Annotated in this window: 8 protein-coding genes; all 8 read right to left on the reverse strand. The window is 71.4% G+C overall.

Annotation, left to right across the window (positions count from 1 at the left end):
* Position 1 precedes the first annotated feature (1 nt).
* Positions 2-1,705, reverse strand: a complete 1,704-nt coding sequence (locus AB0Q90_RS02020; protein WP_363164709.1) for an ABC transporter ATP-binding protein — start codon at positions 1,703-1,705, stop codon at positions 2-4.
* Positions 1,692-12,572, reverse strand: a complete 10,881-nt coding sequence (locus tag AB0Q90_RS02025; protein WP_363164710.1) for an amino acid adenylation domain-containing protein — start codon at positions 12,570-12,572, stop codon at positions 1,692-1,694. The genes AB0Q90_RS02020 and AB0Q90_RS02025 overlap by 14 nt, the downstream gene beginning before the upstream one ends.
* A gap of 77 nt (positions 12,573-12,649) precedes the next feature.
* Positions 12,650-14,437 (reverse strand): ABC transporter ATP-binding protein, encoded by a 1,788-nt coding sequence (locus AB0Q90_RS02030; protein ID WP_363164711.1) that lies wholly within the window; start codon positions 14,435-14,437, stop codon positions 12,650-12,652.
* 2 nt (positions 14,438-14,439) lie between these two features.
* On the reverse strand, positions 14,440-15,498 hold the full coding sequence (locus AB0Q90_RS02035; RefSeq protein WP_363164712.1) for an iron-siderophore ABC transporter substrate-binding protein: 1,059 nt from the start codon (positions 15,496-15,498) through the stop codon (positions 14,440-14,442).
* Between the two features lie 85 nt (positions 15,499-15,583).
* Positions 15,584-16,456, reverse strand: coding sequence for an ABC transporter ATP-binding protein (locus AB0Q90_RS02040; RefSeq protein WP_363164713.1), 873 nt, complete (start codon positions 16,454-16,456; stop codon positions 15,584-15,586).
* A 41-nt stretch (positions 16,457-16,497) separates the two neighbouring features.
* A complete protein-coding gene (locus AB0Q90_RS02045; RefSeq protein WP_363164714.1) occupies positions 16,498-17,559 on the reverse strand; it encodes an iron ABC transporter permease in 1,062 nt (353 codons plus the stop codon).
* A complete protein-coding gene (locus tag AB0Q90_RS02050) occupies positions 17,556-18,614 on the reverse strand; it encodes an iron ABC transporter permease (protein ID WP_363164715.1) in 1,059 nt (352 codons plus the stop codon). Before AB0Q90_RS02050 ends, AB0Q90_RS02045 begins: the two co-directional genes overlap by 4 nt.
* Positions 18,615-18,645: 31 nt before the next feature.
* Complete coding sequence (locus AB0Q90_RS02055; RefSeq protein WP_363164716.1) at positions 18,646-20,001, reverse strand: lysine N(6)-hydroxylase/L-ornithine N(5)-oxygenase family protein; 1,356 nt, start codon at positions 19,999-20,001, stop codon at positions 18,646-18,648.
* Between the last annotated feature and the right edge of the window lie 123 nt (positions 20,002-20,124).

Raw genomic sequence — 20,124 nt, forward strand, 5'->3', positions numbered from 1 at the left:
GTCACCGCGCGACCGCCGAGTAGTACTCCTCGTCCGTGGCCAGCAGGTTCCGGTGGGTGTCCTCGGCCGTGACGACCCCCTCGTCCAGGACGAGGACCCGGTCGGCGGCGTCGAGGAGGGCCGGGCTGCTGGTGATCACGACGGTCGTGCGGCCCCGGCGCAGCCGTGCGATGTTGCGGGCGATGAGCTGCTCGGTGACCGCGTCGACGGCCGTGGTCGGGTCGTGCAGGACGAGGACGTCGGAGTCGGCGGCCAGGGCGCGGGCCAGGGAGAGCCGTTGGCGCTGCCCGCCGGAGAGGTTCGCGCCGCGGTCGCGGACGCCGTAGTCGAGCCCTTCGCGGTGGAGGGCGACGACATCGGTCAGCATGGACGCCTCGACGGCCTCGGGAACCGTGCGGCTGGTGCCCGACGGGTCGATGTTCGTGCGCAGGGTGCCCGCGAAGATCTCCCCGTCGTAGGGGTTCACCAGCAGGTGCTCACGGACCGCCTCGACCGACAGCTCCGCGAGCTCCTGCCCGCCGACCCGCACTGCGCCCTCGTAGGCGTCGGGCGGGACGTGGACGGCCAGGACCGCTGCCAGATCGGCAGCGGCGCGGGGCTGGTAGGCGGCGATCGCCACGAACTCGCCCGCAAAGACCTGGAACTTCAGTTTGCGCAGGGTTCCGTGGCGGACGCAGTCGACCTCCAAGTCCCGGCCGGGGGCCGGGCGTTCCTCACCCGGGACCATCAGCGGCGGGGCGGCCAGTACCAGCGCCATCCGCTCGGCCGACGCGCGGGCGATCATCACGTACTTCGGCATCTCCGAGAACAGCTTGAGCGGTTCGATGATGAACTGCGCCAGCCCCACGGCCATGACGAGCTCGCCGATGGTGATCCCGCCGCCGAACGCCAGCCACCCCGCCATGAGGGTCACGGCGGCGGCCAGGGTCGCGTTGAGGGCGAGCGCGGTGCCCGCGTAGGCGCCGTTCGCCCGGGCGACGGTGACGGCCTGGTGCTTCGCCTCCGTGCTGACCTTCCGGTAGGACAGGAACGCCTGGTGGTTGCCGCCGAAGCCGTGCAGCGGGCGCAGGCCGGTGATCAGGTCGGCGACCTTCGCGCCCGCCCGCGCCACTCTCGCCTGCTGCTCCCGGGTGCTTGCGCCGATCCGCTTGGACAGCACGCTGAGGATCGACAGGATCGCGACGGTTCCCACGATCACCAGCAGGCCCAGCCGGATGTCCGCCAGGCCCAGCGCGACCGCCGCGACGAGCACCGCGACCAGCGAACTGATCAGCAGCGGCACCACCTCGATGATGTCGGCGGTCTGGTCGGCGTCCTCGGTGGCGATGGTCAGCACCTCGCCGGACTTCAGGTCGACGTCCCGTGCCACCGGCTGGAGCCCACAGGCCGCGACCCGTACCCGCCAGCGGTGTGCCTCGGTCGTGTTGGCCTTCTGCAGGATGCGCATCCCGAACCGCCACGACAGCGACACCGTCGTGATGATCACGGCCAGCGCGGCGATCGACGCGGCGAGCGCGCCGAGACTGCGCTCGCCCTGCATCGTGTGCTCGACGATCAGGCCGAGCGCGATGGGGAACGCGGTCTCCCCCGCCTGGTAGAGGCCCATCAGGACGGTGCCCCAGATCATCGCGCCGACGTTGCGGCGCAGTGCGGTCCGGAGGATGTCGGCCCCGGTGCGGGGCTGTTGCGAGTCAGGAGTTGTCATCGAGGTGGCGGGCAATCGCTTCCGGGGTGCGCAGGGTGAACAGGTCTCGGATCGTGACGACCGGGCCGTACTCGCGGCGGAGCAGCCCGATCAGCCGTACGGCCAGCATGGAGTGTCCGCCCAGGGACACGAAGTCGCTCACCGCGCTCACCTCGTCGTCGTCCAGGTCCAGTGCCTCGGCGAAGAACTCGCACACCACGGTCTCGGTCGCGGTCTCCGGGCCCCGCTCCCCCGCCGTGGTCAGCGCGCCGAGCGGTTTGGCCTCGGGCAGCGCCTTCGTGTCAGCCTTCCCGTTCACCGTCAGCGGGATGCTGTCGACCTGGGCGTAGTGCGTCGGCCGCAGGAAGTCCGGCAGCCCGGCGCCCACTTCGGCGGCGACCGCCGCCAGTTCGGCGCCGTCCAGCACGAGGTAGGCGGCCAGCCGGTACGCCCCGTCGACCTGCGGGTCGGCCTGGGCGACGGCGGCGACGAAGCGCACCGCGGGGTGGGCCGCGAACACGGCCTCGACCTCGCCGAGTTCGACCCGGTGTCCGCGGATCTTGACCTGCTGGTCGGTGCGGCCCAGGTACATCAGGTTCCCGTCGGGCCGCCGGACCACCAGGTCGCCGGTGCGGTACATGCGCTCGCCGGGTGCGCCGAACGGGCAGGCGACGAAGCGGTGGGCGGTCTGGCCGGGCTGCCCGAGGTAGCCGCGCGCGATGCCGATGCCCGCCACGTACAGCTCGCCCGGGACCCCGTCCGGCAGGGGCCGCAGCCAGGGGTCGAGGACGTACACGTCGGTGTTGTCGATCGCCACGCCCACCACCGGGTCCTGGCACTCGAAGGTGCCGACGCCGAGGGTGTTGATGGTGTACTCGGTCGGCCCGTACAGGTTGTAGCCGACCGTCCCCTCGGTCTCCGCCAGCCGCTGCCACAGCGTCGGGGTGACGGCCTCACCTCCCAGCAGTACGAGCGCCGGCCGCCGCGCAGGGTTGTCCAACAGACCTTCGGAGACCAGCTGTTGGGCATAGGTCGGGGTCACGTTGATGACGTCGATCCCGTGCTCCAGGCAGTACTCGACCAGCCGGGGCGCGTCACGCCGCAACTCCTCGTCGCAGATGTGCACTTCGTGGCCGTCGGCGAGCCACAGCAGTTCCTCCCACGACATGTCGAAGGCGAACGACACGGTGTGCGCGATCCGGAAGACGCGGTGCCCGTGCTCGGCCAGCACCGGTTCGAAGATACGGCGCTGATGGTTGATCAGCATGTTGGTGAGCCCGGCGTACTCGGTCACCACGCCCTTGGGCTTCCCGGTCGAGCCGGAGGTGTAGATCGTGTACGCGGGGTGCCGCAGACGGTTCGGGTCGTCCGGCGCGAACGTCCGATACGGTTCGGCCGCGGGCAGCGGACGGTCCAGCTCGATCAGCTCGCCGGTGAGCCGGGGCGACACCGCGCTCACGGTGAGGATCACGTCCGGGCCGGCGTCCGCGACGATCGCGGCGATCCGCTCGTCCGGGTGGTCCAGCTCCAGCGGCACATACGCGGCGCCCACGCGCAGTACGGCGAACAGCGCCACGATCGAGTCGAGGGAGCGCGGGATCGCCAGACCCACGGTCCGCTCGGGGCCGATGCCACGCCCGGCGAGCACACCCGCCACCGCACGGCTGCGGTCCCGCAGCTGGGCGAAGGTCATGGTCGAGCCGTGGGCGACGAGCGCGACCCGCTCCGGGTCCCGGTCCGCCGCCCGGTCGAACCGGTCGACGACCGTGTCGGTGCCGACATCCGTCCGCACCTCCCGCGCGGGCAGGGTCCCCGGTCCCGGCAGCGCGCCGACCGGCCCGGTCGACCGGGCCAGGTCCTCCAGGACGCGCAGGTAGTCGTCGAGGAGACGACGGGCGCGCTCGGTGTCGTCGTCGCGGTACTCCAGCTTGACCGTGAGCCGGTCGCCGGGGGTGACGACCCAGGTGAACGGGTAGTGGGTGGAGTCGTCGGCCTGCACCGAGGTGATGCCGTGCCGGGCGTTCATCTCGGCGAACGCGTCCATGTCCAGGAAGTTCTGGAGCACGAACAGGTTGTCGAAGAGCGTTTCGTGCCCGCCGGCCCGCTGGATCTCGCCGAGCCCCAGGTGCTCGTGTTCCATCGCCTCGACCCGGGCCGCCTGTACGGCCGACAGGTAGGCGCGGACGGTGTCGTGCGGCCGTGCCCGCGTCCACAGGGGAACGGTGTTGAGCAGCACGCCGACGACCTGGTCGAGGCCTTCGCCCTCCCGGCCGGAGACGGTCACCCCGAACACGGCGTCGCTGCGCCCGGTGTGGGCGCCGAGCAGCAGGCCGAACGCGCCGGTCAGCACCGAGTTCAGGGTGACGCCGTGCGCCTTGGCGGCGTCGCGCAGCCGCTCCGACTGGTCGAGGGTGAGCGTGTGGACGAGCGTGCTCGGCAGGGCGTCCGAGAGCGCCGGTGCCGGTCCGGCGAGCAGCGTCGGGCCCGGCAGCCCGGCCAGGTGCTCCGCCCAGAAGCGCTCCGCCACGGCGGGGTCCTTGGCGGCGAGCGCCCGGGCGTAGTCCTCGAAGCTCGGCGTGGCCGGAGCGGGGTCGGTCAACTCGCCCGCCAGAGCGGCCCGGTAGGCCTCGAACAGGTCCCGCAGCACGATCTCGCGGGACCAGCCGTCCCACAGCAGCAGGTGGTAGCTGAGCAGCAGGCCGTCGCGGTCGTCGGGCAGCCGCACCACGGTCAGCCGGATCAGCGGCGGCTCACCGGGATCGAATCCGGTGTCGCGGTCCCGGGCGCGCAGGGCGTCCACCTCGGCGTCCGTGGACAGCTCGACGGTACGGACATGGACGCGGCGGCCCGCCTTGAGAACCTGGACCGGGTTGCCGTCGTCGTCGGTGGTGAAGCCGGCGCCCACGACGGGGTGCCGCGCGATCACCTGCGCCATCGCCTCGGCCAGCGCTTCGGTGTCCAGGCGCCGATCGAAGGTGAACCAGCTCTGGGCGACATAGTGACCGGCCGGGCCGGCCATCTGGGCCTGGAAGAACAGTCCTCGCTGGAGCGGTGTGACCGGCGCCGTGCGCTCGGCGGTCGCGGCGGCTTCCGCGATCCGTTCCAGGGCGCTCATCCAGTGCGTGGTGATCTCGTCCGGGACTCCCTCGGCGAGGGTGAAGGCCGCGTGCAGGCTCCCCTCTTCGAGCCAGGCGTTCACCTCGACGGCGTAGGGGCTGCCCTGGTCGCCGCCGGTGAGGTACAGCGCCTGCGACTCGCTGCCCCGGCCGAGGTAGTTGAACAGCACCTGCGGGCGGGCCTTGAGGAGCGGGGCGGTCTGCGGGTTGAGGTGGCGCAGTTGGCCGTAGGAGACGTGCCCGCGCTCGTCCGGCTGGCGTTCGGCGACCTCGCGCGCCGCGGCGACGGGGTCGGTGTGTGCCGTGAGCCGTACGGGTGCGATGGAGGTGAACCAGCCGACGGTCCGGGTGTAGTCGTGGTGTTCGAGGGCCGGGACCCGGCCGTGCCGCTCCAGGTCGATCGCGAGGTCGGTGGGCGACGGCTGGACATGGGTGAGCGCGGTGCGCAGTGCGCCGCACAGCAGCTCGGTGAGGCCGACGCCGAGTACGGCGGGGGCGGTCCGCGTCAGGCGGTCGCTCACGTCGGCCGGGAGGACGACGGTGGTCTCGCGCAGTCCCTCGACCGCGGGCAGCAGGGCGGGCGCCTGGAGGGTGGTGATCCAGTGCCCGAGGTCGTCGACGACGTGTGTGGCGCGGGACGCCAGCGCCTCGGCGTACTCGGCGTAGGACGTGGTCGGCGGTGCCAGGGGTACCTCGCGCAGGGCGGCGGCCAGATCGTCCAGGAGGACCAGCCAGGACACGGAGTCGACGGCGAGGTGGTGGACGGTGACCATCAGGGTCCGGCTCGCCTCCAGCCACGCGAACGCGATGACGTCGCCGGCCTCGGGATCGAGCCGCCCGGCGGCCTCGTTCGCGGCGGCGGTCGCGTCCGTGCCGGGCGTGCGTACGACGGTGATGTCGCGGGCGGGGTCGGTGCGCAGGGCCCACACTCCGTGCTCGACGCGCAGTCGCAGCCGCAGGACCGGGTGCGCGGCCACGACGGCGTTCGCGGCGCGCTCGACGTCGGTGAAGGAGGCGCCCTCGGGGACCGCCAGTGTCCTTGCCTGGGCGAACCGGGCGAGGGAGCCGCCCAGTTCGCGTTGGCGCAGGATGATCGGGGTGGGCGTCAGCGGGCCGTCCTCGCGGTGGGCGGGCGCGGGTGACGCGGTCTGTGGTGCGCGTGTCCCCAGGTGCTCGGCGAGGGCGCGCGGCGTCCTGAACAGGAACACGTCCTTGGGCGCGACGGTCAGGCCGTGCGCCCTGGCCCGGTTGACCAGGGTGATGGCGACGATGCTGTCGCCTCCTGCGCGGAAGAAGTCGGTGTCGGCGTCCACGGCGGAGCCGGGCAGGGTGTCGGTGAAGACGTCGACGAGGGCGGCGAGCACGGAGTCGCTCGCGGCCACCGGGGTGTCGGCCTGTTCGGCCCGCGCTGTCAGGGCCCTGCGGTCCAGCTTGCCGTTGACGGTCAGCGGCAGCGCGTCGACCGGCAGCACCCGGCCCGGCACCATGTGGGCGGGCAGTTTCACGGACAGCAGCCCTGGGAGGTCGGCGGGCACCTGGCCCACGACGTGGGCGATCAGATGGTCGCCGCTGTCCGCCACGGTGACGGCCGCGTCGACCACCCCGTCGACTTCCCTGATCGCGGCCTCCACCTCGCCCAACTCGATGCGGAATCCCTTGAGTTGGACCTGGTCGTCGGCGCGGCCGACGAACTCAAGCTCGCCCGCGAGCGTACGGCGGGCGAGATCGCCCGTGTGGTACATGCGGGAGCCGTCACCCGCGAACGGGTCCGCCACGAACCGGGACGCGGTGAGCCCGGGCCTGCCCAGGTAGCCGAGCGAGACCTGGTCGCCGGCCACGTAGATGGCGCCCACCCGGCCCGGCGGCACCGGCCGGAGCCGTTCGTCGAGGAGATGGGTGACCAGGCCCGGGATCGGGCCGCCGATCGGGCTGACGTCGGTGCCGGGGCCGAAGTCCTCGTCGGTCAGCACCCGGTGGGTGACATGGACGGTCGTCTCGGTGATGCCGTACATGTTGACCAGCTCGGGTGTGCCGGTGCCGTGCCGCTCCACCCAGCCGCGCAGCCGCCCGGGGTCCAGCGCCTCGCCGCCGAAGATGATCCGGCGCAGTGCGGTCACCGGTTGGTCCGCATGCCGGTCGGCTTGGATGAACTGGTAGAACGCCGACGGCGTCTGGTTGAGCACGGTCACTCCGTGCTCGCGGACCAGGCGGTGGAAGTCGACCGGGGAGCGGGTCAGCCCGTACTCCGGGACGAGTAGCTCACCGCCGTACGCCAGCGCGCCCCACAGTTCCCAGACGGCGAAGTCGAAGGAGTAGGAGTGGAACTGGACCCACACGTCCTGCGGTCCGAAGTTCATGGCGGGCTGCGTGTGGGCGAGCAGGGTGACGACACTGGAGTGCGGGACGACGACGCCCTTGGGCCTGCCGGTCGATCCGGAGGTGTAGATCACGTACGCGGGGTCGTGCCAACTCGCCGGGCTCACGGCCCTGTTGGTGTCCGTCGGCAGCTCGTCCCCTTGGACGAGCACACGGGCGGGTACGCCCGCACGGGCCAGCAGGTCCGTGAAGCGGTCCCGCTGCTCGCGGTCCACGAGGACGACGTGCGGGGCGGCGTCGGCGAGGATGTACTCCAGCCGTTCGTCCGGGTACGCCAGGTCCAGCGGTACGTAGGCGCCGCCCGCGCCGACGATCGCGACCAGGGCGACGATCTGCTCCAGGGAGCGCGGGACGGCCACGGCGACCCGGCGGCCGGGGCCGACTCCGGCCGTGCACAGGGCCGAGGCCAACGTGTTCTTGGCGTCCGCGAGTTCGCCGTAGGTCAGGGAGCGGGTGCTGCCGTCGAGGGCGCACTGTGTGACGGCGGTGGCGGCCGGGTCGCGGTGTGCCGCGGCGTCGAACAGGGCGCCCAGGGTCGTCGGGGTGATCCGCTCGGGTCGCCCGGCTCCCGTGGCCGCCAGGTCGTCGACGAGGGCGTCCGGCCGGGTGAGCAGCCCGGTGAGGGTGCGGGTGAAGGTGTGCAGGAGTTCGCGGGCGCCGGCCTCCCGCAGCAGCTCACCGTCGTAGATCAGGTTGAAGCGGGGGCGGCCGTCGAGGGCGCGCTCGACCACCAGGGTCAGCGGGTAGTGCGGTGCGCCCTCATTCACGATGTCGGTGACGACCAGTGTGTCGTCGGGTCCGCGCAGTGCGGCCACGTCGGTGGCCACGTCGAACACCACCAGGGTGTCGAAGAGGGAGCCGGCCCCGGCCAGGCGGCCGATCCCGGCCAGCGAGACGTGCTGGTGCGGCAGTACCGCGCTCTGGTGTTCCCGCACCGAGGCGAGCAGGTCGTGCGCCGTGGTGGTGCCGGTCCAGCGGGCGCGCACGGGGATCGTGTTGATGAAAAGGCCCACCATGTTCTCGATGCCGGGGACGTCCGCGTCGCGTCCGGACACGGTGGAGCCGAACACGACGTCCCTGCCGTGCAGGATGCCGCCCAGCGTCACCGCCCAGGCGCTGTGCACGGCCACGCTCAGCGGCACGCCGGCCGACCGGGCGGCCGCGTCGAGGTCGTCGCCCGGGTCCAGGGCGGTGTCGGCGAACCGGTCGGACGGGGTGTGTCCCTCGGCGACCATGGAGGGGCCGGGCAGCTCGGCGAGCTGTTCGCGCCACACCCGGTCGCTCTCGCCGTCGTCGTGCTCGGCGAGCCGACGGACGTAGTCGGAAAAGCCGCCGAGCGGGAAGACGGTTCCCGGCGCGTGGTACTCGGCCAGCAGGGCGCGCAGCATCGGCGGTACGGACCAGCCGTCGGCGATGATGTGGTGCACGGTCTGCACCAGGACGTTGCGGCCGGCGCCGGCGCGGATGAGGGTGAACCGCATGAGCGGGCCGGTGGCCAGGTCGAAGCCGGAGCGGCGGTCCCGCTCGGCGTGGTCGCGGAGCTCGACGTCCGTGATGCCGGGGCGGTCCAGCGTGGTGAAGGGGGCCTGGACGCCGCTGTCCAGTACGGAGACCACCCGGCCGTCGGCGAGGGCCACGAACCGCGCGGCCAGGTTGGGGAACAGGGTGAGCAGGCGGGTGGCCGCCGTCGCGAGCCGGTCGGCGTCCACCTCGCCGTCCAGGGTCAGCAGTTGCTGCTCGACGTAGGCTCCGGCCGAGTCGTCGTCGAAGACGGAGTGGAAGTACAGGCCCTCCTGGAGCGGGGTGAGCGGCAGGATGTCCTTGAGCGCCGGGCCGTCCAGGGCGTCGACATCGGCCTGGGTGAGCGGCACCAGGGGGAAGTCGCTGGGTGAGTGGCCGCCGCCGTCGAGCGCGGCCAGTCCGGCCAGGGCCGTACGGAAGTAGTCGCCGAGCGTGGTGATGTCCGCTTCGGTGAACATCCCCTCGGGCCAGGAGATGTGGGTGACCAGCTCGTACCCGCCGGCCGGGGCGGGTTCGGCGATCGCGTTGAACTCCAGGGCGCGCGGCAGACGCATGGCCGGGTCGCGCTTCTCACCCAACTGCCCGGTGGTGCCAGCGAGTTGCCAGTCGCCCGAGGCTCCGGCCTCGAAGCGGCCGAGGTAGTTGAAGAGCACCTGTGGTGCGGGGGTGTCGAACTCGGTGTGGGTCAGGTACCGCAGGGCGCCGTAGGCGACGCCGTTGTCCGGAACCTGCGCGAGGTCTTCCTTGACCGCCTTGAGGGCGGCGGTCAGGTACTCGGCTGCGGTGGGATCGGGGGCCGCCCCGGGGTCGACGGTCACCGGGAACAGGGTGGTGAACCAGCCGACGGTGCGGGACAGTTCGGGCTCGAAGCCGGCGGAGTCGGCCACGAACCGTCCTTCGCGGCCGTGTCCCTCCAGTTCGATGTGGGCGAACGTCTGGTCCTGGCCGAGCCGGCGGCGCCAGCGGGCGAGGGCGACGGCGAGCGCGGTCAGCAGTACGTCGTTGACGCCCGCGTGGAACCTGGCGGGGATCTCGCCCAGCAGCGCGGCCGTGACCTCGGGGCCGACCGTGACGGCCCGGATCCGTTCCGCCGCGACGGTGTCGGCGTCGGACAGCGGGCGCCTGCCGATGAGTTGGTCCGTGCCCGGCAGCGGACGCCAGTAGTAGGCGCTGTCGGCGTCGAAGGCGGCGCGTTCCAGCAGCTGCGTCCAGCGCCGGAACGACGTGCCTGCCGGGGGCAGTTCGATCGGCGCGTCCGGGGTGTACTGCCGCCAGGCCGTGGCCAGGTCGTCCATCAGGATCCGCCAGGACACGCCGTCGATCACCACGTGGTGGGCGACCAGGACCAACTGCCGTGCCGCGCGTCGCCAGACGGCGCGCAGCATCACGCCGCCCTCCGGGTCCAGCCCTTCGGTGGCGAGCGTGATGCACTCGTCGAGCGGCCGGTCGCTCTCCTGCCAGTTCGCGATGGCCCCGTCCGCCTCCGGGATGTCGAAGCTCCAGTGCTCCCCTCGTACGAGCCTGGCGCGGAGCATGTCGTGCCGCCGGAGGACGGCGGCGAGGATCGCATCGAGAGCGGCGGCGGTCAGGTCCGCCGGGGTGTTCAGCACCACCGACTGCACGAAGCCGTCGATCGCGTCCGTGGTCTCGCCGAGCCACTGCACGATGGGCGATCCCACGACGGATCCGGTCGGCACATCACGGTGGTCGACGGCGGCGGTCTCCTCGCGGGCCGCCACCGCCGCGAGCGCCCCCACGGTGCTGTGCGTGAAGATCTGCCGTGCCGTGACGTGCAGACCTGCCTCGCGCAGGGCGCTGAGCAGCGAGATGGCCAGAATGCTGTCCCCGCCGAGCTGGAAGAAGTCCTGGTCGACGCCGACCTCGTCGAGCCGCAGCAGCGCCGCGACGGCCGCGCACACCGCGCGCTCGTTGTCGGTGGTGGGCGGGACGAGCGAGCCCGTAGCGACCCGGGGTTCCGGCAGGGCGCGCCGGTCGACCTTGCCGTTCGCGGTGAGCGGGAACTCCGTCAGCAGCACGATGTGGGCGGGCACCATGTACTCCACCATGTGCCGGGTGGCCCACGCCCTGACCTCGTCCGCCCGCAGGTCCTCGCTCCCGGCGGCCGGGATCGCATAGCCCACCAGGTAGGTGCCGCCCGCCGCGTTCTTCTTCGCGACGACGCAGGTGTGCCGTACCCCGGGGTGTTCGGCGAGACCGGCCTCGACGTCCTCGATCTCCAGCCGCATACCGCGGATCTTGATCTGGTTGTCGGCCCGGCCGAGGAAGTCCAGCGTGCCGTCCGGGGTGAACCGTGCGAGGTCACCGGTCCGGTACAGCCGGGAGCCGTCCGCGGCGAAGGGGTTGGCGACGAACCGGGACGCCGTCAGACCGGGCGCGTTGACATAGCCGCGCCCCAACAGGAAGCCGCCGACGTACAGTTCACCGCCGACGCCGACCGGGACCGGGCGCAGCTCGTCGTCCAGTACGTACAGCTGGGTGTTGGGGTTGGCCCTGCCGATGGACGTCGACAGGCGTTCCGCCGCGCCCCGGTAGATGACGTGGGAGACACCGATCGTCGTCTCGGCGGGGCCGTAGCCGTGGTACATGGGGATGTCGAGCGTGCGGCGGAAGCGTTCGTACAGCTCCGGGGTGAGCACCTCGCCGCCGCACCACACGTGCCGCAGGCTGTCCAGCCGCCCGGAGTCGCCCGCGATCTCCAGGAGCACGTCCAGCATGGACGACACCAGGTAGGTGAAGGTGACGCGCTGTTCGGCGATGACGCTCAGCAGGTGGTGCGGGTCGCGTTCGCCGCCGGGCCGCAGGACCACCAGCCGGGCGCCGGAGACCAGCGGCAGGAAGATCTCGTTGATGGAGATGTCGAAGGACAGTGGCGCCTTGAACAGGGAGGCGTCGTCGTGGCCGAAGCCCAGGATCTCGTTCACCTGCCACAGCAGGCGTTCGCTGATCGCTTCGTGCCGGATCATCGCGCCCTTGGGCCGGCCGGTCGAGCCGGAGGTGAAGATGACGTAGGCCAGGGCGGCTCCGGGGGCGGTGACCCCCGTGCCCTCGGTGGGCTGGGCGCCGTGGCGCCAGTCGCCGAGGTCGACGGCCACCGCCTCGGGTTCGCCCGGGTCGTGCTCGCCCGAGTCGTTGAGCTGCACCACGACGCCGGCGTCCTCGATGACGACGGCCCGGCGCGCGGCGGGCCACTGCGGGTCGAGGGGCACGAACGCGCAGCCCGCCTGGAGCACGCCGAGCAGTGCGATCACCATGTCGGCGGAGCGGCCGAGCGAGATGCCGACGACCTGCTCGGCGGTGAGTCCGCGTTCGATCAGATGGTGGGCCAACTGGCTGGAGAATTCGGCGACTTGACGGTAGGTCAGCGAGCGGTGTGCGTCGACCACGGCGATGGCGTCCGGCCGGGTGCGCGCCTGCTCGCGGAACATCTCCACCACGGTCGGGCGGATCCGGTCGGCGTCGGTGTCGTTCCATTCGGCCAGCGTCCGCAGCCTGGCCGCCGTGTCGGAGGGGCCGATGGTGCCCAGGGGCCGGTCCGGGAAGTCGGCCAGGTCGTCGAGGGCGAGCTGCGCGTCGGCGGGTACGACGTCTTCGGGGACGGTGATGCCGCGGCCGTCCGCGCCGACCTCCCAACCGGCCGGCCCGGCCCCGCCGCTGTCGACCCAGCCGAGGACGTCGGCGAAGAGTGTGGCGGGGGTGAGGCCGATGCCGTCGGGGCTCCCGCCGGTCGCCCAGTACGACAGCCCGATGGCGCAGGCTTCGGTGATGGTCCTGTCGGAGTAGTCCCCGGTGCGCCGACGCACGTCGGCCAGGCGCTCGGGAGAAAGGAGTACGAGACGAGCGCGCGATTCCGTCATCTCCGTCATCGAAGACCCAATGCCCCTTCCAGAAGCGAGGGTTGGCCTCAACCAACCCTCACCGACTCGGAACTTGCCTAACTTCCCTCGCGCCAGGCCCGCCACAGTCGTGCGTACCGGCCGCCCAGGGCCACCAACTCGTCGTGCGTGCCCTGTTCCACGACGCGCCCCGCGTCCAGTACGGCGATCCGGTCCGCCGTCATCGCCTGGGTCAGCCGGTGCGCCACGAACAGCGTGGTCCGGCCCGCGCACGCGGCGAGCACGGCCCGCTCCAGCTCGGCGGCGCCCTCGCTGCCCGCCTCCGCGGTCGACTCGTCGAGCACCACCACCGGTGCCCGGCCCAGTACCAGCCGGGCCAGGGCGATCTGGGCCACCTTGGTGACATCGAGGCGCTCCCCACCCTCGCCGACCAGGGTGTTCAGGCCCTCGGGCAGTGCGTCCACCCATCCGTCGGCGCCGACCGTGCGAAGCGCGTCCCTCAGTTCGGCGTCGGTCGCCTCCGGCGCGGCGAGCCGCAGGTCGTCGGCGAGCGGACCGGAGAAGACGTGTGTCTCCTGCGTCAGGATGCTCACCAGGGCCCGCGCCCCGGCCTCGTCCAGTCCGGCGAGGTCGGTCGGCCCGATGCGCACCGACCCGGTGTCGGGGGTCCCGATGCCGGCGATCAGTGCGGCCAGGGTCGTCTTGCCCGCGCCCGTGGCCCCCACCAGCGCAAGCGAACCGCCTGCCGGAATCTTCAGGTCGACGTCGCGCAGGACCGGCTCCTCGGTGCCGGGATAGGTGAAGGTCAGCCCCTGCACCGTCACCGGCAGCGGTGCGGCGTCCACCGGTGTGACGGCCGCGTCGCCCACCAGCCGCTCCTCGGCGGGCTCCCCCAGCACGCCGACCAGCCGGGTCAGGCTCGCGCCCGACTTCTGCGCCTCGTCGAAGGTGAACATGATCAGGCCGAGCGGGGTGAACAGCCGGTGGAACAGCAGCGGGGCCGCCGACACCTCGCCGAGGCTTGCGGCGTCGGCCTCCAGCAGGGCGTAGCCCACCACGATGATCAGGACCAGCCCGATGAACTCGGCGCGGTTCTCCCGGCCCACGAACCGGCCGAAGAACCGGAACACCTCGATCCCGAGGTCGCGCACCCGCCACGACTCCTCGGTGACCTTCTCGCGGAAGGCGCCCTCCAGGCGGTAGGCCCGGACCGTGTCGATCCCGTTCAGACCGCTGATCAGCGCCTGCGCGCGGTCGGCCTGGGCCACGCGCTGCTTGCGGTAGAGCGGGGCGGAGCGCGGCAGGTACCAGCGCAGGGCCAGCGCGTACGCGGGCAGTGCGCCGGCGCCCGCGAGGCCCAGCCGCCAGTCGAGGCCGAACATGCCGACCGTGGCGATGGCGACCAGGACGCCCGCGGCGAAGATGGTGGGGACGGCCGTACGGATGCCCTTGGAGATGACGGCCACGTCGTCACCGACCCGGGAGAGCACGTCTCCCCGGCCGACCTGTTCGATCCGTGCGCTGGGCATGCCCAGGACGGCCCGGACGGCGCCCTCCCGCAGCCGGGCGAGCAGATCCGCGCCCAGCCGGCCGATCAGGTAGGTGGAGACCGCGGTGGCCGCCGCGCCGAGCAGAGCGGCGGCCACCATCAGCACCCCGATGGTGACGAGGATCGAGCGCGGTTCGCTTTCGACGACCCCGTCCACCACCCGGCCGAGCAGCAGCACGGGGAGCACCTGGAGCGCCGCCCCGGCCACCGTGGTGAGCACGGTGGCCCAGGTCAGCCAGGGCACATCGCGGCAGTGGGCCGCGACCCATCGCGTGGCCTCGCGTCCGGTTGCCGTACGCAGGGCCGCCGGGGCGACGTGCGTGTCGGTCGTGCTCACACCTACCCGGCCGACTTGACGAGCTCGTCGACCGCGTACGGCATGGACAGCAGCGTGCCCTGGGAGATGGCGGCGCCGACCGCCGGGCCCTCGCTGTCCAGCAGGTAGGAGACCTTGCCGTTCTTCACGGCGTCCAGGTTGGCGAACAGCTTGAACTTCTTCAGCGCTTCCGTGTCCGCCTTGTCGTTGATCACGAAGATGCGGTCGACGTCGACCAGGTCGATGCGCTCGGGGGACAGCTTGGTGTAGAAGCTGCCGTCCGCGACCTTGTCGATCTCGGTCTGGTATTGGAAGCCGATGCCGGACACGAGTCGTCCGCGTACGTCGGTGGAGGTGAACGGCGCGACCGAGTCCTCGTACCAGGACAGGGCGACGGCGGTCTGGTCGGCGAACTCGGGGTGGTCCTTCTTGGCCGTGTCGAGCTGGGCCTGGATGTCGGCCACCATCTTCTCGCCCTCCTCGGCCTTGCCGAGTGCCGTGGCGATGTGCAGTGCGTTGTCCTGCCAGGGCGCGCTGAACGGCTCCTTCTCCGTCTTGGTGCGGCCCACCGTCGGGGCGATCCTGGAGAGTTTGTCGTAGGCGGCCTGGTCGATCTCGGAGTAGACCGCGATGATCAGGTCCGGCCGCAGGGCGGCGATCTTCTCGTAGTTGGGGCCGGAGTCACCGTTCTTCATGATGACCTCGGGCTTGGTGTCGCCCCACTTGTCCTTCACCCAGGGCCACTGGGTGTTGATGTCGGGACTCTGGCCCGCCGGGTTCGGGTACTGGTCGACCATGCCGACCGGCTTGATGCCGAACGCCAGGATGGTCTGGTCGTCGGTGTAGCCGACGGAGACGACCCGCTCGGGCGCCTCGTCGATCTTCGTGGATCCGAACGCGTGCTCCACGGTGACCGGGAACGCGCCGGCGGCGGCCGGTTTGTTGTCGCTTGCCGGTTCCGAGGAGTCGGAGTCCGAGTCGGAACCGCATCCCGCGAGGAGGCCGACGCCGAGGGCCGCGGCGGACACGACCGCCGCCACCCGCCGCCAGGGCTTCAGAAGAGCCGTTCTATGGAGGAGCATCCGCAATCCCTTGCTTTCGCACTGTCCATTGCGCCTCGTTCTAAGGGCAGGCAAACCTTACCGACAAAAATGAGGTTAGCCTAGCCTAACTCCCTTTGTTTCCTTGGGAGTTGGACTGGACGTGTGTGCGACCGACCGGCACGACGAGCGGCCGGTCCCCCACCGGGTCGTCCATCACATGGGCCCGCAGGCCGAACGCCTCGTGCAGCAGCTCGGCAGTGACGACGTCCCGCGGGTGCCCCTGCGCCAGGATCGAACCCTCCCTCATCACAATGAGGTTGTCGCTGTAGCGCGTGGCCAGGTTGAGGTCGTGCAGCACCATCACCACGGTGCAGCCCGACTCGTGCAGGTCGTCCACCAGGTCGAGCACATCGATCGCGTGCGCCAGGTCCAGGTAGGTGGTCGGCTCGTCCAGCAGCAACAGGTCGGTGCCCTGGGCCAGGGTCATCGAGATCCAGACGCGCTGGCGCTGCCCGCCGGACAGCGAGTCGACGGCACGGTCGGCCAGTTCGGACACCCCGGTCATGGCCAGCGCGCGCTCTACGACGGCGGCGTCGTCCGAGGACCACTGGCGCAGCCAACTCTGGTGCGGATGGCGGCCCCTGGCGACCAGGTCGGCCACCGTCAGCCCCTCCGGAGCGACCGGCGCCTGCGGCAGCAGGCCGAGCTTCTTCGCCACGTCCCGGGTCCTGAGTCTGCCGATGTCCTCGCCGTCCAGCACGACCGTCCCCCTGGCCGGCTTCAGCAGCCGCGACAGGGTCCTCAACAGGGTCGACTTCCCACAGCCGTTGGGGCCGATGATCGTGGTGATCACCCCGGGCGGTATCGCCACGTCGAGATCGTCGATGACCATCCGGCCGCCGTACCCGACCGTGACGCCCCTGGCCGCCAGCCGTGAGACGTCACCGGCCGCGGAGTCGACCCCGGACTCGGCCTCGGTGATGTTCTGAGCGACCACGCGGCCCCCCTTTGTTTAGGCTTGCCTAAGTTTTGCATCATCTATCTGAGGTTCGCCCGCACCAGCAGATAAACGAGGAAGGGGCCGCCGATCGCGGCGGTGACCACACCGACGGGAAGCGTGATCGGCAGTGCGGTGCGCGCGACCAGGTCCGAGCCGATCAACAGCACCGCTCCCGCCAGGCCGGAGGCGACCATCGGCGGCGTCGGGCATCTCGCCAGTCGCATCGCCACCTGCGGCGCGACCAGCGCCACGAAGGGCACCGGGCCCGCCGCGCTCACCGCCACGCCGGCCAGCAGGACCGCGCAGAGGAGCAGCACCGCCCGCACCGCCGCGTAGCGGACGCCCAGGCCCGCGGCGACCTCGTCGCCGAAGTGCATCGGCTTGAACTGGAACGCCGCGCACGACACCACGATGAGCAGAACGAGCGTGCCCCACAGCGCGATCCGGACCTCGCCCCACGACCGGTCGTCCAGGGAGCCCACCAACCAGGCCTGGGCCAGCGCCACATCCCTGATGTCGGCGGTGACCAGCAGCCAGGTCGTGATGGCCTCCATCACCGCGCTCACCGAGATGCCGATGAGGATGAGCCGCAGTCCGTCGATCCCGCGCCGCCAGGCCAGGAAGTACACCAGCAGGCCCGTACCGAGGCCGCCCATGAGCGCCGCCGCGGACAGGCCCACGGAGTCCGTGATCGCCGCGGAGGCTCCGCCCGACACCGTCACCAGGAACACCGCGACCGCACTGGCACCGCCGGTGATGCCCAGAACGTCCGGACTGGCCAGGGGATTTCGCGCGATGGACTGCGTGATCGCCCCGGACACCCCGAGCGCCACGCCCACGACGAGCCCGGCCAGGGCCCGTGGCATCCGCAGGTCCATGATGACGAACTCGTCGACCTGCTCGCCCCGGCCGAGGATCGTGGCGATCACCTGGGGCAGGCCGATGGGGAAGTCCCCGACGGCGATCGACACGCAGAACACCAGGAAGGCCGCCGCCGCCAGCACCAGCGCGACCAGGACCATCCAGGGCCGCCACACGAACGACATCTGGCCGAGCCGCACGCCCGGCGCCACCGACGGCTTCACCTCTGTCCCGTTCATGCGCTCCTGAACTTTCCGCGCCACACCAGGCCCGCGAAGAACGGGGCGCCGAGCAGGGCGACGACGACACCCGCGTCCAGCTCGCTCGGCCGCACCACCACACGCCCCACGATGTCGCAGACCAGGAGGACGACCGCTCCGAGCAGACCCGCGTACGGCACCAGCCAGCGGTAGTCCGGCCCGGTCAGGTAACGGGCCACGTGGGCCACCATGAGCCCGAGGAACGCGATGGGGCCGCAGGCCGCGGTCGCCGCGCCCGCCAGCAGGGTGATGGCGACGATGCCGACGGTCCGGCTCAGCGCGATGTTCACGCCCAGTCCGCGTGCCACGTCGTCGCCCAGGTTGAGCAGGTTGAGGGCGGGCAGCGTGGCCAGGGCCGGCACCAGCCCGACCGCGATGAACGCGGTCACCGGCCAGATGACGTCGAACCCGACACCGGCCACGGAGCCCGCGTTCCAGAACCTCAGTGCGTTCAGCGCGGCCTGGTCCGACAGGGAGACCGCCGTGGTCATCGCGGCGAGGAACACCGTGATCCCCTGCCCGGCCAGGGCGAGCGTCAGCGGATTGCCGGCGCCCCGCCCGATGCTCGAAAGGCCGAACACGACGACGCCGGCGACCGCCGCGCCCAGGAAGGCGAACCAGACGTACTGGAAGGGGTTGGAGAACCCGAACACGGCGATCACCGACACCACGGCGAACGACGCGCCGGCGTTCACGCCCAGCAGGCCCGTGTCGGCGATCGGGTTGCGTGTGTACCCCTGGATCAGCGCGCCGCCGACGCCCAGGGCGATGCCCGCCACGATCGCGAGCACCGTCCGGGGCACTCGTACGGTCTGCACGATGAGCCTGATCTCGGTGAGCCGTTGGTCGGACTCCGGCGCCGCGAACAGCCCGTGCCACACCTCGGCGGGACTCAACGCGCGCGCACCGACGGCCAACGACACGGCTCCCACGGTCAGCAGGATCACCACCAGCGTGCCCAAACCCACAACCCGCGGCCGACGGGCCTCAGTTGTGCCCCTGGACGCGGGGCGTTCAAGTGCGGTCGTGCCCATGTCGACGTACGTTATCCCTCGTCCAGACCTGCTAGCGGGCAGTGCTTCCGATGCCGTCGGCGACCGGGCGGGCCGTGTCGTAGGCGGACTTCCGGTCCCGGTCGAGGATCGAGTCCAGGATCTCGCCGACCCGGATCGCGGTGTTGGACAGCAGCGACGAGGTGATGCCGTGCGTGTGCTCGGTGCCGCCCTGCACATAGATACCGCAGCGCAGTTCGGGGTCGGTGGCGATGCGGTAGTCGCGTTCGACGCGGACGCGGCCCTCGTCGTCGCGCAGACAGCGGTCGGCGACCTCGCCGAGGAGCCCGAGGGGGTCGGCCGGGCTGTAGCCGGTGGCGAACACCACGACGTCGGCGTCCAGTTGGGTCTCCTCGCCGGTGACGAGGGAGTGCACCGTGGCACGGACCTTGTCCGGCGTCTGCTCGACACCGGTGACGCGGGAGACGTTGAGGAAGCGCAGCCGCTGGGTACCGAGGACCTTCTCCTGGTACATCTGCCGGTACAGGTCGTCGATCAGGTCGATGTCCACCACGGAGTAGTTGGTGTTGCCGTGGTAGTCCATCAGTCTGCGCTTGACGTCCTCGGGCGCGGTGAAGAACTCGTCGACCGCAGCGGGGTCGAAGATGCGGTTGGCGAAGCTGCTGTCGTCGGCCGGGCTGTAGCCGTAGCGGGAGAAGACGGCGCAGATCTCGGCCTGCGGGAAGCGTCGGTGCAGATAGGCGACGTTCTCGGCGGCGCTCTGCCCGGCGCCCACGACGACGAACCGGGAGGGCGAGGTGCCGGTCAACCCCTCGACCTTCGCTAACAGTTCGGAGTTGTGCCAGACGCGGTCGCCGCGCTCCACGCCCTGCGGCATGAGGGGTCGCAGACCGGTGCCGATGACGAGGTTGCGGGCGCGGTGCAGGGCGAGCCCCTCCCCCGAACGGACCGTCACGTCCAGGTGGTCCACACGTCCGTCGCGGAGCACGGGTGCGACCCCGACGACCTCATGGCCGTAGGAGACCATGTCGTCGACCTTGGCCGCGACCCACTCGAAGTAGTCGTGGAACTCCACCCGCAGCGGGAAGAGGTTCTTGTGGTTGATGAAGTCGATCAGCCGTCCCTTGCTCTGCAGGTAGCACAGGAAGCTGTACTCGCTGGCCGGGTTCCGGAGCGTCACCAGGTCCTTGAGGAAGGAGACCTGCATGGTCGCGTCGTCGATCAGCATGCCGCGGTGCCAACCGAAGCGGGGCTGCTGTTCGAAGAAGTGGGCGGCGACCGATTCCTGCCCGCCGACGCGTGCGTTGTGCTCGCCGATCGCGACCGCCATGGCCACGTTCGACGGCCCGAAGCCGACGCCCAGAAGATCGTGGATCAGTGGTGCATCGCCGGGAAGAGCCTGTGCCATGTCACTCCCATCGTGCGGGGCGGCCGGCGTGCGCGGCGGCCGCTTGTCGAGCGCGGGAGGGCGCACCAAAGTGCAGCGGCCCAAAACTTAGGTAAGGCTAAGCTGATCCCGCGGGACTGTCGA

This window comes from Streptomyces sp. NPDC079141, assembly GCF_040686775.1.
In the GTDB taxonomy this organism is placed as follows: Bacteria; Actinomycetota; Actinomycetes; order Streptomycetales; family Streptomycetaceae; genus Streptomyces.